Below are 13449 nucleotides of genomic sequence, written 5' to 3'. Positions count from 1 at the left end.
GCACTTCCCCTTGCCAGGTGTGCAGAGGACTTTCACCTCCAAGTCACTCAACTAACCACCACAGTCAGTCGAGCCGCGCTCGCGCGCGTCGCGCCATGCCTGGCGCACCAAAAAAAACCGCCCGAGGGCGGTTGATGTTGCCGTTCCGGCCTTACTTCAGGCGGCAGCTCAGCAGCCAGTAGTATTCCAGGCGCTTCATGCGGATCTCGCGGGCAGAGTGGGCAAACTTCTTGCGCAGATGGCTATCCGATGGGAAATTCTTCAACACTTCATAGCGCTCGCCCCCATCCGTCGTGCGGAACTGGTGGGTATTGCCTTCCAGGTCAGTACGCGCAATCACGGTGTTGCTGCCATCGACATAGGAATTATCGATCAGCACCAGCAAGATGTCCTTGCCCAGCTTGCTGCGCAATTGCTTCAGGTATTTGCCCTGGTCTTCGCGCTTGACGTGCGACCACCAGAAACCGGCGAACACGGCCGTGAACTTGCCCAGCAAGTCATCGGGCAAGTTGAACGCATCGAGCTTGGCGAAGGTAACGTTGTCGGGCAAGCCGCGTGCCTGGGCCAGCGTCAGCATTTCATCGTTGATATCGGTGGCCAGCACGGACTCGGCCGACTCGGCGACCACTTCCGTCCAGTAACCGGTACCACAGGCCAGTTCCAGCACGGTGTGGCCTTCCAGCACGTCGGCGACCTTGTCACGCAACACTTCCAGGTCTTCCTGGCGTTCGGGCTTGTCATAAACGCGCTCGTACTGCTGCGCGATGGTGGCGTAATATTTGGCAAGCTGATCGGTAATCATTGTTTCTTCTCTTCTTAAATAATCTTGGCCAGGCACATCGCCCGGCCGACTTCCTGCATTGTTATAGTTCGTAGTTCTCTTTATCACCGCTCATCGCCTGCTCGATGAGCTTGCGGTTCAAGGTCGGCGTCAGCAACTCGATAAAGGTATATATATAGCTGCGCAAATACGCACCCTGCTTGACGGCCACGCGCGACACATTCATGCCGAACAAATGGCCCACAGGGATGGAACGCAAGCCTTTGTCGCGCTCGGCATCGAAGGCCATACCCGCTATGATACCAATTCCCATGCCCAACTCGACATAAGTCTTGATGACGTCGGCATCGATAGCTTCCAGCAAGATGTCCGGTTTCAGGCCACGCAGCACGAAAGCGTGGTCGATCTTGTTGCGTCCGGCAAACGCGCTGTCATAGGTAATCAGGGGGAAAGCGGCGATTTCTTCCAGGGTCACGGACTTCGACTTGAGCAGCGGATGGTCGACCGGCACCACCACCACGTGCTCCCATTGATAGCAGGGCAAGGTAATCAAACCATCGATGGCGGCAATCGATTCCGTGGCGATGGCGAGATCGGCCTGGTCGCGCTGCACCATCTCGGCGATCTGGCGCGGGTTGCCTTGCAGCAAAGACAATCTGACCTTGGGGAACTTCAGCATGAACGCCTGCACCACCTTGGGCAAGGTGTAGCGCGCCTGCGTATGCGTGGTGGCAATGGTAAAGCTGCCGCTGTCCTGTGCCGCGAATTCCTTGCCGATGCGCTTCATGCTGTCGATTTCCTGCATGATCAGCTCGACCGATTCCAGCACCAGGCGGCCCGGCTCCGTCAAGCCGCGGATGCGCTTGCCATGGCGTGTAAAAATATCCACGCCCAGCTCTTCCTCCAGCTCGATGATGGCTTTCGACACGCCCGGTTGCGACGTAAACAAGGCCTTGGCGGCGTCCGTCAGGTTGTAATTCTGCCGGACCGCTTCGCGCACGAAGCGCAGTTGATGGAGATTCATTGCTGGTTTGCCCTAGATTGCCGTGATTTGCCGAGTTTCCGCCCCACCCATGATTTTGCGTTCATGCATATACGCATATCGCATATAAGCAAATGCGTACTTAGTAGTTTGGAATAAACACTAAGTTTATTACTATTGCGGGTACTTTGGGGGTGCAAGCATGACTTTGTCTTATATAGTCTCAGGATTTGCCGTAGGATTACTCGTAGGAATGACCGGCGTGGGCGGCGGCTCGCTGATGACGCCGCTGTTAACCTTGCTGTTCGGCGTGCCGCCTTCCGTGGCGGTGGGCACCGACCTGGCGTTCGCCTCGATCACCAAGAGCGCCGGCACCCTCACGCACCGCCTGCGCGGCACCATCCGCTGGGATATCGTCAAGCGCCTGTGCATCGGCGCCCTGCCCGCCGCCGTCGTCGCGACCCTGGCGCTGAAATCGTTCGGCACCCTGTCGCCGGAGATCGGCCAGATCATCCGTTACTCGATCGCCGGCTCCGTGCTGCTGACCGTCGTGGCGCTGATCTTCAAGGGCCGCATGCTGGCCTGGATCAACGCGCACCCTGAGAAACAATTGCAAGGCAACAAGCTTGCCGCAGCGACCATTATTTCCGGCGCCGTATTGGGCGTGCTGGTAACGGTGTCGTCGATCGGCGCCGGCGCCATCGGCGCGACCCTGCTGGTGATGCTGTATCCACGCATGAGCTCGGCCGAAGTGGCGGGCACCGATATCGCCTACGCCGTGCCCCTGACGGCCATCGCCGCCCTGGGCCACTGGTGGCTCGGTTCCATCCACTGGGAATTGCTGGCCTCGCTGCTGGTCGGCTCCCTGCCCGGCATCACGCTCGGTTCCTGGGTCGCCCGCTCCGTGCCGGAAAAGTTTTTACGCGTGCTGCTGGCGATGACCTTGACCGGCGTGGCAGTGAAGCTAATCTATTAATAACCGACCTTGTGATCAGAGCAGTATCAAGAACATCATCGCAGGCAGTCTTCCAGCACCCCGGCTTTTTTAGGAATTGATATGTACCATTACGATCAGTACGACCACCTCATCATCAAAGAACGCATCGCCCAGTACCGAGACCAGGTTGCGCGCCGTATCGCCAATGAACTGACGGAAGAGGAATTCATTCCGCTGCGCCTGCAAAATGGCCTGTACATGCAACGCCACGCCTACATGCTGCGCATCGCCGTGCCCTACGGCTTGCTGTCGGCTAAGCAGATGCGCATGTTCGCGCATATCGCGCGCAAGTATGACCGCGGCTATGGCCACTTCACCACGCGCCAGAATATCCAGTTCAACTGGATCGAACTGGAACAGACACCCGATATCCTGACGGACCTGGCATCGGTGGAAATGCACGCGATCCAGACTTCCGGCAACTGTATCCGTAATACAACATCGGACCCCTACGCCGGCGTCGCCGCCGATGAAATCATCGATCCGCGCCCGTACGCGGAAGTGTTGCGCCAGTGGAGCACCTTCCACCCCGAGTTCATCGCCCTGCCGCGTAAATTCAAGGTTGCCATCAATGGCGCCGAGGAAGACCGCGCCGCCATCGCCGTGCACGATATCGGCTTGACGGCCGTGCGCAACGCAGCTGGCGAAGTGGGCTTCAAGGTGATGGCGGGCGGCGGCATGGGCCGCACGCCGATTCTGGGCAGCGTGGTGCGCGACTTTTTACCGTGGCAACACTTGCTGACCTACATCCAGGCCATCATGCGCGTGTACAACCTGCACGGCCGCCGCGACAACAAATACAAGGCGCGCATCAAGATCTTGCTCAAAGCCATCGGCGTGGAAGAATTCACGCGCCAGGTGGAAGCAGAGTGGGTCGACTTGAAAGACGGTCCGGAAACATTGAGCGCCGAGGAAATGCAGCGCGTGGCGGACTTCTTCAATCCGCCCGCCTACCTGGCCCTGCCGGAACTCGACTACAAGGCGGAACACGCGGACAACAAGGCGTATGTGAACTGGCTGGCGCGCAACGTCAAGCCGCACCAGCGCCCCGGCTACGTGGCCGTGGTGCTGTCGCTGAAGAAAACGGGCGTGCCGCCGGGCGACGCGACGGCCGAGCAAATCGACTTCGTGGCGGATCTCTCCGACCGCTACAGCTTTGGCGAATTGCGCGTGACGCACGAGCAAAACCTGGTGCTGGCCGACGTCGAGCAATCGAAACTGTTCAAGCTGTGGCAGGAAGCCAAGGCGCATGGCCTGGCCACGCCAAACATCGGTTTGCTGACCGACATGATCTGCTGCCCGGGCGGCGATTTCTGCTCGCTGGCGAACGCCAAGTCGCTGCCGATCGCGGCCGCCATCGCGGAACGCTTCGACAGCATCGACTTCCAGCACGACATCGGCGAGATCGAACTGAATATTTCCGGCTGCATCAATGCCTGCGGCCACCATCACGTGGGCAGCATCGGCATCCTGGGCGTCGACAAGGATGGCAGCGAATGGTATCAAGTGTCGATCGGCGGCGCGCAAGGCAACAATGCCGCCATCGGCAAGATCATCGGACCATCGTTCTCTTCCCTGCAAATGCCTGAAGTCATCGGCCGCCTGCTGCACGTCTACGTGCGCGACCGCCATGAAGGCGAGCGCTTCGTCGATACGGCCCAGCGCCTGGGCCTGGCGCCGTTCAAGGAACATGTCTATGCAACGCCGATCACGGTCGGCAACCTGGTGGGAGAAGACGAATATGTTTGAAGTACGCGAAGAAATCATCAAGAACGCCGCCGTGGTGCCGAATACCTGGGGCTTGCTGCGCCTCGATGAAAACGAGACGCCGGAAACGGTGGTCGTGCCTGCCGGCAAGGTCATCGTGCCCTTGCCCGTATGGCAAGCCCAGCGCGAGAGCCTGCTGGCGCGCCTGCCCGATATCGGCGTCTGGCTGGCCAGCGACGAGCGCCCGGAAGACCTGGCTGCCGACGTGGCGCAGTTGCCCGTCATCGGCGTGGATTTCCCGAAATTCACGGATGGCCGCGGCTATTCGATCGCCTTCAACCTGCGCGCCCGCCTGGGTTTCCAGGGTGAATTGCGGGCCATTGGCGACGTGCTGCGCGACCAGCTGTTTTCCATGCACCGGGTCGGCTTCGATGCGTATGCCACCCGGCCCGACCGCAGCATCCATGATGCCCTGAAAGGTTTATCGGTCTTTTCGGAAACCTACCAGGCGTCGTGGGATCAAAAATCGCCGCTGTTCCGCCGTCACCAGCGCGAAGGCCAGAATCCTGACCTCGACAACGCGGCCGGCATCTGAGGACCAATCATGAGCAATCTGACTTCTTTGATTGACGCCACCGAGCAAACGCTGACACGCATCGCCGCGGACTTTTCGCCGGCCGTGTTCGCGTCCAGCCTGGCAGCCGAAGACATGGTGCTGACCGACATGATTCTCAAGGCGAAGCTGCCCATCGGCATCTTTTCCCTGGAAACAGGCCGGCTGCACCAGGAAACCCTGGCCGTGCTCGACAAGGTCAAGGCCCGTTACGACCACGACATCACCCTGTACCGCCCGCAGCCGGAAGCGGTGGCCGCCTACGTGGAACAGAATGGCCTGAACGCCTTTTATAACAGCGTCGAGATGCGCCGCGAATGCTGCCGCATCCGCAAGGTCGAACCGCTGGGCCGCGCCCTGGCTGGCAACAAGGCCTGGGTCACGGGACAACGCCGTGCCCAGTCCACCACGCGCGCCGAGCTGCACGTGCAGGAAGACGACGCCGCGCACGCGATGACGAAATTCAATCCGCTGGCCGACTGGTCGGAAGAAGACGTGTGGGCCTATATCCGCGCCAACAACGTGCCCTACAACGCGCTGCACGACCAGGGCTACCCGTCGATCGGCTGCGAACCGTGCACGCGAGCCGTCCAGCCGGGCGAAGATGTGCGCGCCGGGCGTTGGTGGTGGGAAAATCCGGATTCCAAGGAATGCGGCCTGCACATGGTGGACGGCAAGTTGATACGCATCAAATCCGTGGCAGCCTGAACAGACACAACAGACTCAGCAGAACAAGAAAGCACCCTATATGAGCAATATTTTGAACCAGCGTCACCTCGACAGCCTTGAATCGGAAGCCATCCACATCATGCGCGAAGTGGCGGCCGAATCGGCCAATCCCGCCCTGCTGTTTTCCGGTGGCAAGGATTCCGTCGTCCTGCTACGCCTGGCAGAGAAAGCCTTCCGTCCAGGCAAGTTTCCATTTCCCCTCGTGCATATCGACACGGGGCACAACTTCCCGGAAGTCATCACTTTCCGTGACAAGAAAGTGGCCGAGCTGGGCGAGCGCCTGATCATCGGCTCCGTGGAAGACTCGATCCAGCGCGGCACGGTGCGCCTGCGCAACCCGGCCACGGATTCACGCAATGCGGCGCAAGCCGTGACCTTGCTGGAAACCATCGCCGAACACAAATTCGACGCCTGCATCGGCGGCGCGCGCCGCGATGAAGAAAAAGCCCGCGCCAAGGAGCGTATCTTCTCGTTCCGCGACGAATTCGGCGCCTGGGACCCGAAAGCCCAGCGTCCCGAGCTGTGGGACCTGTATAACACCCGCGTGCATCCCGGTGAAAACATGCGCGTCTTCCCCATCTCGAACTGGACGGAACTGGATGTGTGGCAATACATCGCCCGTGAACAATTGGAATTGCCGCCGATCTACTTCGCGCACGAGCGCCAGGTGATCCCGCGCAATGGCTTGCTGGTGCCGCTGACGGATCTGACGCCGCCGCGCGAAGGCGAAACCGTGGAAACGCAAGTCGTGCGCTTCCGCACCGTGGGCGATATCTCGTGCACCTGCCCCGTGTCGTCCAATGCGGCGACGGTCGACGCCATCATCGCCGAGACGGCAATCACGCAAATCACGGAGCGGGGCGCCACCCGCATGGATGACCAGACTTCCGAAGCCTCGATGGAAAAACGCAAGAAAGCAGGGTATTTCTAATGAACGCAGCAATCTCCAGCACCACTCTCACCGACAGCGTCGAACGCGGCATGTTGCGCTTTATCACGGCCGGTTCCGTCGATGACGGCAAGAGCACCCTGATCGGCCGTTTGCTGTTCGACAGCAAGGGCATCTTCGCCGACCAGCTCGACGCCATGTCGCGCTCCAAGCACAAGCGCACGGTGGGCGACACGGTCGACCTGTCGCTGCTGACGGACGGCCTGGAAGCGGAGCGCGAGCAAGGCATCACCATCGACGTGGCCTACCGTTACTTTGCCACGCCGAAACGCAAGTTCATCATCGCCGACACACCGGGCCACGAGCAATACACGCGCAACATGGTCACGGGCGCCTCGACGGCCGATGCCGTCATCATCCTGATCGACGTGTCGAAAGTGAAACTGGGCGACGACGGCAGCGTGGAACTGTTGATCCAGACCAAGCGCCATTCGACGATTGCCCATTTGCTGCAGATCGAACACGTGGTCGTCGCCGTCAACAAGATGGACCTGGTCGACTATGACGTAACGGTATATAACCGCATCGTCGCCGCCTACCGCGAATTCGCCCAGTCGCTGGGCTTGAAGGACATCACGCCGATCCCCCTGTCCGCCTTGACGGGCGACAACGTCGTCGAACGCGGTGACAAGCTGGGCTGGTACACGGGTCCGACCCTGATCGAGCTGCTTGAGTCCTTGTCCGTCTACGATGAATCGCACGACACGCCCTTCCGCTTCCCGGTGCAGCTGGTGGCGCGCCACAATGGCCACGAAGCAAACGACTTCCGCGGCTACATGGGCCGCATCGAAGCGGGCAAGGTCAGCATCGGCGACACTCTGGTAGTGCAGCCGTCCGGCCAAACGGCAACAGTGAAAAATATCGTCACCCTGGACGGCTCGCTGCAAACAGCCGTGGTAGGCCAGTCCGTGACCTTGCTGCTCAATGAATACCTGGATATCTCGCGCGGCGACTTGCTGGCCAGTACCGAGCACCCTGCCACCCTGCTGAAACAGGTGGTGGCCGACGTGTGCTGGCTGTCGGAAGACGCGCTGGACCTGCGCCGCAAGTACTGGATCAAGCATGGCACCAAGCAGACGGCGGCAAAAGTGACGGCGATTGAATCGATTCTCGATATCAATACGCAGCAGCGCCATCCGGCTGAAGGCTTGAAGCTCAACGATATCGCGCGCATCAGCCTGAACGTGCAGCAGGCGCTGGCGGCCGACGCGTATGCGGATATCCGCGCCACGGGGGCATTCATCCTGATCGATGAAGTCACCCACCAGACCGTCGCGGCGGGAATGATTCGGCTTTAAGCTCGCGCCACGACCAAGGAAGGCAAACATGCACAACTCCCCATCTCTCCCCGGCAAGGTCTACCTGATCGGCGCCGGCCCCGGCGCGCAAGACTTGATGACCTTGCGCGGCGCGCGCCTGCTGGCGCAAGCAGACGTCGTGCTGCACGACGCGCTGGTCACCGAAGAGATGCTGGAGCTGTGCCCTCAGGCGCAAAAGATTCTTGTAGGCAAGCGTTGCGGCCAGCTGTCGACGGCGCAAGCTTTCATCAACAAGCAATTGGTCGACAACGCGCGCAAGCATGCCATCGTGGTGCGCCTGAAAGGGGGCGACCCCATGCTGTTTGGCCGTGCCGACGAGGAGTTGCGTGCACTGGAAGAAGCGGGCATCGCCGTCGAAGTGGTGCCCGGCATTACCACGGCACTCGCTGCCGCGGCGGCCACGCAGCAACCGCTGACCAAACGGGGCGTGTCGCGCAGCGTGGCCTTTTTCACGTCCAGCACGGCGCCGGGCGAACCAGACCAGACGCGCATTCCCGACTGCGATACCCTGGTGCAATACATGGGGGGCCGCGAAGCCATCGCCACGGCACAGCGCCTGCTGGCTCAGGGCCGGCGCGTTGACACGCCCGTGGTGGTGATTGAAAACTGCAGCCGCCCGGACCAGCGCATCGTGCGCCTGACGCTGAGTGTCCTGGCGCATGGCCTGGGCGACACGCACGGCCCCGTGCTGGTGATGCTGGGCGACGCCATGGCCGCGCGCGCGCACCAGGCCATCGACGAAACGGCTGCCATTCTGGCGCGCCATGCCTGAATAAACACACCGTATTTTACCGACTTTAAAGTCAGTAACTGACGTCTTCAGAAGAAACATGATACGATGCTCACGCATCTTTTCTCGAGAAGTTGTTGCGTGATAGTAATAAAATCACGCTTCGCCCCGCCATAGCGCTTGCCGTGCGGTCTTCCGGCTGGCGGGAGCCCACCCCGGTAATTTCCCCGAAAAAAGCTGCGCCCGCAGGCTGCAATACCGCGCCGCGCAACTTTAGCCGTCACGATCAACACATGAATTTCTCTTCCGTGCGCGAAGCCCTGACTTCACTCAGCCGCAGCAATGTCGGCGTCACCAGCGCCGTGCTATCAAGCATGCTCGCCTCCATCGCCCTGTGGACGGTGTTCCCGAATATCGACGATGAAAACCATTTGCTGGAATGGCTGCAGGCGCTGTTCCTGGCCCTGGCCTGCACGGTGCACGGCGTGCGCGCCTGGCAAGAGACTGACCGCCAATCCTTGCGTTTCCTCATGCATGCAGGCTTGTGCGCGCTGCTGTTCGGCTTCCTGCTGCGCGAACTCGATATCGACCAGTTCGGCACGGCGCCCGGCTGGGCGCAACTGGAAAAAGCTCTGCGCGTGGTGGAGTTGCTCATCCTGATACGCTTGCTGATCTTTTTCGCGCCACGCGCACGCAAGGTGTTTGCCCATGCCGGCCTGATTTTCAGCATGCGCATCACCATCCTGACGGCCATCGGCGGCTTGCTGATGCTCGCCGGCTGGCCCTTTGACAAGAAGGTCTTCCATGGCATGCCGGACGCCTACGCGCTGCTGGGCGAGGAAGTCTTCGAACTGGGCGCCTATTTGCTGCTATTCCTCGCTTCGCTGTCCGACAGCTCGGCCGCCGCCCGCATCAACCTGGCGCCAAAGAATAAACTGGCCTAAGCACCCTCAAAGGAGGATGGCAGCGGCAGCAGCCGCTGCAAGGTCGCGGCCACGCGCAGCAGGCGCGGGTCGTCATCGTCGGCCTCGTCGCAGGTATCGTTGATGCAGAAAAACGGCAAGCGGCCAAAATGCGCCAGCAGTTGCTCCAGCTGCCGCGGCGCATCCACGTCGCCGCTGGCGATATGCAGCGGGTCAAGCATGCGTGCCCGCGCCATCCCCTGCTGCACCATCCAGCGCGGCACCAGGTCGGGCAGCAATGCCGGCACCTGCCAGGAGCGAAACACTGTCGCACGCACGCAGGCAAACATGGCCGGTGCCAGCGCCTCGAGCGCATGCAGCGCACTTTTCAGCATGGGCCGGGGCGCATGCGCATACAGGCGCGGTTCATGCCGGTAATCGGCGTACTGGGCCGACAGCCATTGCCGCGACAGGGTGGCGCAATTGACAGGCGCCGCCACGTCGGCCCGCAAACCCTGCAAATCGGGCTGCAGCGCGCTCTCCGTAAACACACTCAAACGCCGCTCCCCTTCCTCGCCAAACCAGAATGCGGGCTCGAACGGCGCGCCAAAAAATACGTCGTCGTTCAGATACAGGAAGCGTTCGGACAAGCCGGGAATATGGTGCAGATACGATTCGATATGGCCGGAATCGAACACGGGCAGGGATGCGCCGGGCATCAGGCTCGCATGGTCGATCACCGTCAGGCGCGGTGAGGCGCGCAGCCAGTGGGGCACTTGCCGGTCCGTCAGCAGATAGACATGGCCGTGTCCGGGGAAGAAGCGCTCCAGCGCGCGCAGGTTGTAGCGCAGTTCGCCGTTGTCGCGGTAGCGCCCCGCCACGTTGCCATGCAGGGCCAGCTGGCCGGGATGCGCCTGCTCCCAGGCGGCATACGCCTGCTGCCGGCGCGCCTGCCACGCGGGATCGGCGCCGTCAACCCACAGGTAGACGATGTCGATGCCGTTCAAGGGAGAATGCTGGAGCCTGGCGCCGCTACGCAGTAATCGGCGATGGCAGCGAGTACGCTGGCGTTCTCGCCCACCGCCTCGACCACCTTCAGGCGCAATGGCGGATGCTGCTGGCGCAGCTCTTCCAGCAAGAGCGGCAAGTCGTGCAGCACATGCCCGCCCTGCCCCAGGAACACGGGCACCACTGTGACGTCCAGGGTGGCGCCGGAGGGCAGTTCGGCCAGCAGGATCGCTACCAGTTCGGGCAGACGCGGCGTCATCAGCTCCAGGAAGGCCAGGTGCACGCTGGTGCCGGGCATGCGCGCCTGGGTCAGATCGCGCAGGCGCTCGAAGGGCGCGGCCCACGATGCGGCGCGCGCGCCGTGGGCAAACAAGATCAGTGCCTGTTTCACGTTCGTCTCCATCAGTGCCGCTCCACCCACCACAGGGCGCCCAGCGCCAGCAGCAGATACAGGGCGCCCGGCGCCACCGCCGTCAGGAAAGCTGGCCAGGTGCTGAGCAGCCCGAGATGCGAAAACAGTGTGTTGACCAGCATGAAGCTCACGCCGATCATGATGCCGATAAAGATCTTCAGGCTGATGCCGCCGCTGCGCGTGTGCATGTAGGCGAACGGCAGCGCCAGCGCCATCAGCACGAAAATGGCCAGCGGATCGATCAGCTTTTTCCAGAAGGCGATGCGAAAACGCTCGGTTTCCTGCTTGTTCTCGGCCAGGTGGCGCGTGTACACGGCCAGTTCGCTGGCCGACATGCGTTCGGGATCGGAAGCCGACACCGTCAGGATCTTCGGCGTCACTTCCGACGTCATGTCCTTGCTGGCGCTCTGCACCGTGCGCACCAGGCTCGTTTCCTGCCCATAGTAGTTCGCCAGCTTCGGCTTGAAGCCGGGCGCGGTGGACGCGCTGTTCGAGAACGAGGTTTCCGTCACATCGGTCAGGCGCCAGATATTATTGCCCTGATATGTCGCCCCCTTGGCCACGGTGAGGGTGCGCAAACGCATTTCGGTGTCGAATTCATACAGCTTGACGTTTTTCAGCTGGCCGTCCGGGCGCGCTTCGCCGACATTGAAAAAGCGCGAGCCGGTGACGGTGCCCGTCAGGCCGTCGCTCTTGACCATATCCTTGGTCCACAGGCCGGAGCGAAATTCGCTCGACACGGCCGCGCCGCGCGAAGTCAGCTTGAGGCGTTCGGCCAGCGGCTCGGTGCGCGGCGTGATCAGTTCACCGAAGATGAAGGTGATGACCACGAAGACGATACCGATGCGGAACAGGAAACCGGCCGCCATCGCCGTCGACATACTCGAGGCGCGCATGATGGTAAATTCGGAACTGGCCGCAAACTGCGCCATCGTGTAGATCGTGCCGATCAGCGCCGCGATCGGCATCACCTCGTACACATGCCCCGGCACCAGCACCAGCACATACAGAAAGGCATACTGGATGGTGTAGCCGTTGCGGCCCACCTTGGGCAGCTCGCCCGTCAGGTCGATGAAGGCTTGCAGTGCCAGAAAGGCCAGCAGCACGAACAGCACCGCCTGGAATATCGAGACCGCAAAATAGCGCTGTAAAATCTTCATTTCGATGCCGCTTTACTTGGTTTTCCGGCGCGGCGCGCGCGCTTGAAGGACGCCAGCAGGACCAGCGGATGATAGCGGTGATTCACATTCAGGCGCCACGCAAACAGCGCCACCACGGCCAGCGCCGCCAGCAGGTGCAGCGGCCACCAGGCCAGGCCGAATGTCAGGCGGCCCTGTTTCACGCTCGCTTCGACGACCTTGATAAGGTTGCTGTAGGTAAAGAAAATCAGCAGGGCGACGATCAGGTTGGCCGAACTGCCGGCACGCGGGTTGACGAAACCCAGCGGAATGGCCAGCAAGATCAGCATCAGGCCGATCAGGGGCGCACTGACGCGCCACAGCAATTCGGCCATGGTATAGGGATTCGGATTGGCGACCAGCGCCATGGTGCTCATGGCACGCACGCCCAGTTCCGCGCCCAGCTCCTGCTGCTTGCTCTCGATGCGCATGATGTACTGTTCAAATTCCATGGTCTGGAAGTCCGCTTGCGTCGGCATGCCCTGGTAGCGGCGGCCGCTCTTGAGCACCAGGAAGCGTTCGCCCTTGGCATCGGTATTGATCACGCCTTCCCTGGCGACGACGACGACGGCGCTACCTTTCTCATCGACGGTATTGACGAAGACGTTTTGCACCACGGTCTTCTCGCCGCTAACGCCCTCGACGAAGAAGATGCGGTTGCTGCCGGCCGATTCGCGGAACTGGCCAGGCGTGACTTTCTGCAGGTCTTCTCGCTTTTCAAAGCGCGCCACATATTCATCGCTTTTCTTTTGCGCCCACGGCGTGGCGTACAAGCTCAGGACGCCGGTAGCCAGCACCAGCGGCAGGCCGAAGCTGAGCACGGGCCAGATCCAGCGCGACAGGCTCAGGCCGGAAGCGAACCACACCACCATTTCCGATTCCTTGTAGCTGCGAGTAACGACCATCAGCACCGAAATGAAACCGGTAAGGATGATGATGGTGGGCAGCTGCATCAAGGCGGAAAAGACCATCAGCGACATGACGTCGGACGACGCGATCTTGCCGCCCGCCGCCTTGCCGAGAATACCGATCAGCATCCAGGTGAGCAGGATGCTGAACAAAACAGTGAAGGTGGCCCCGGCGGCACTAGCCAATTCACGTCGAAGGGCGCGTTGAAAGATCATTCGGAGTTTATAATTCGG

General features: G+C 61.2%; 14 protein-coding genes. 8 read left to right on the top strand and 6 right to left on the bottom strand.

What is annotated here, in order from left to right:
* Positions 1 to 151: 151 nt before the first annotated feature.
* Both ACQ4WP_RS26600 and ACQ4WP_RS26595 read right to left on the bottom strand, forming a co-directional pair.
* Positions 152 to 802: a class I SAM-dependent methyltransferase gene (locus tag ACQ4WP_RS26600; protein ID WP_436525911.1), complete on the bottom strand. Its 651-nt coding sequence runs from the start codon at positions 800 to 802 to the stop codon at positions 152 to 154.
* 61 nt (positions 803 to 863) lie between these two features.
* Positions 864 to 1805 (bottom strand): CysB family HTH-type transcriptional regulator, encoded by a 942-nt coding sequence (locus ACQ4WP_RS26595; RefSeq protein WP_436525909.1) that lies wholly within the window; start codon positions 1803 to 1805, stop codon positions 864 to 866.
* A gap of 160 nt (positions 1806 to 1965) precedes the next feature.
* Here ACQ4WP_RS26595 and ACQ4WP_RS26590 point away from each other — a divergent pair, with 160 nt between their 5' ends.
* From ACQ4WP_RS26590 to ACQ4WP_RS26555, 8 genes are all read left to right on the top strand, one after another.
* Positions 1966 to 2739, top strand: coding sequence for a sulfite exporter TauE/SafE family protein (locus ACQ4WP_RS26590; RefSeq protein ID WP_436525907.1), 774 nt, complete (start codon positions 1966 to 1968; stop codon positions 2737 to 2739).
* 81 nt (positions 2740 to 2820) lie between these two features.
* Positions 2821 to 4509 (top strand): nitrite/sulfite reductase, encoded by a 1689-nt coding sequence (locus tag ACQ4WP_RS26585; protein ID WP_436525905.1) that lies wholly within the window; start codon positions 2821 to 2823, stop codon positions 4507 to 4509.
* A complete protein-coding gene (locus ACQ4WP_RS26580; RefSeq protein ID WP_436525903.1) occupies positions 4502 to 5062 on the top strand; it encodes a DUF934 domain-containing protein in 561 nt (186 codons plus the stop codon). Before ACQ4WP_RS26585 ends, ACQ4WP_RS26580 begins: the two co-directional genes overlap by 8 nt.
* Before the next feature lie 9 nt (positions 5063 to 5071).
* Positions 5072 to 5788, top strand: a complete 717-nt coding sequence (locus tag ACQ4WP_RS26575) for a phosphoadenylyl-sulfate reductase (protein WP_436525901.1) — start codon at positions 5072 to 5074, stop codon at positions 5786 to 5788.
* Between the two features lie 40 nt (positions 5789 to 5828).
* Positions 5829 to 6740, top strand: coding sequence for a sulfate adenylyltransferase subunit CysD (gene cysD / locus ACQ4WP_RS26570; RefSeq protein ID WP_436525899.1), 912 nt, complete (start codon positions 5829 to 5831; stop codon positions 6738 to 6740).
* Positions 6740 to 8056: a sulfate adenylyltransferase subunit 1 gene (locus ACQ4WP_RS26565; protein WP_436525897.1), complete on the top strand. Its 1317-nt coding sequence runs from the start codon at positions 6740 to 6742 to the stop codon at positions 8054 to 8056. Before cysD ends, ACQ4WP_RS26565 begins: the two co-directional genes overlap by 1 nt.
* A gap of 28 nt (positions 8057 to 8084) precedes the next feature.
* Positions 8085 to 8849, top strand: coding sequence for a uroporphyrinogen-III C-methyltransferase (cobA, locus tag ACQ4WP_RS26560; RefSeq protein WP_436525895.1), 765 nt, complete (start codon positions 8085 to 8087; stop codon positions 8847 to 8849).
* Between the two features lie 251 nt (positions 8850 to 9100).
* A complete protein-coding gene (locus ACQ4WP_RS26555) occupies positions 9101 to 9751 on the top strand; it encodes a hypothetical protein (protein WP_436525893.1) in 651 nt (216 codons plus the stop codon).
* Here ACQ4WP_RS26555 and ACQ4WP_RS26550 read toward each other — a convergent pair.
* From ACQ4WP_RS26550 to lptF, 4 genes are read right to left on the bottom strand one after another with little or no spacing between them, the layout of a single operon-like run.
* Positions 9748 to 10716, bottom strand: a complete 969-nt coding sequence (locus tag ACQ4WP_RS26550) for a stealth family protein (RefSeq protein WP_436525891.1) — start codon at positions 10714 to 10716, stop codon at positions 9748 to 9750. The two genes, ACQ4WP_RS26555 and ACQ4WP_RS26550, sit on opposite strands and share 4 nt — an antisense overlap.
* The gene (locus ACQ4WP_RS26545) at positions 10713 to 11120 is read right to left on the bottom strand and encodes a sirohydrochlorin chelatase (protein ID WP_436525889.1); all 408 of its coding nucleotides are present in this window, start codon (positions 11118 to 11120) and stop codon (positions 10713 to 10715) included. The genes ACQ4WP_RS26550 and ACQ4WP_RS26545 overlap by 4 nt, the downstream gene beginning before the upstream one ends.
* A complete protein-coding gene (gene lptG / locus ACQ4WP_RS26540; RefSeq protein WP_436525887.1) occupies positions 11120 to 12289 on the bottom strand; it encodes an LPS export ABC transporter permease LptG in 1170 nt (389 codons plus the stop codon). Before lptG ends, ACQ4WP_RS26545 begins: the two co-directional genes overlap by 1 nt.
* A complete protein-coding gene (gene lptF / locus ACQ4WP_RS26535) occupies positions 12286 to 13431 on the bottom strand; it encodes an LPS export ABC transporter permease LptF (protein ID WP_436525885.1) in 1146 nt (381 codons plus the stop codon). The genes lptG and lptF overlap by 4 nt, the downstream gene beginning before the upstream one ends.
* Between the last annotated feature and the right edge of the window lie 18 nt (positions 13432 to 13449).

This window comes from Janthinobacterium lyxosi (assembly GCF_051380665.1).
Lineage (GTDB): Bacteria > Pseudomonadota > Gammaproteobacteria > Burkholderiales > Burkholderiaceae_D > Janthinobacterium.
This window is presented reverse-complemented; position numbering and strand designations above follow the sequence as displayed.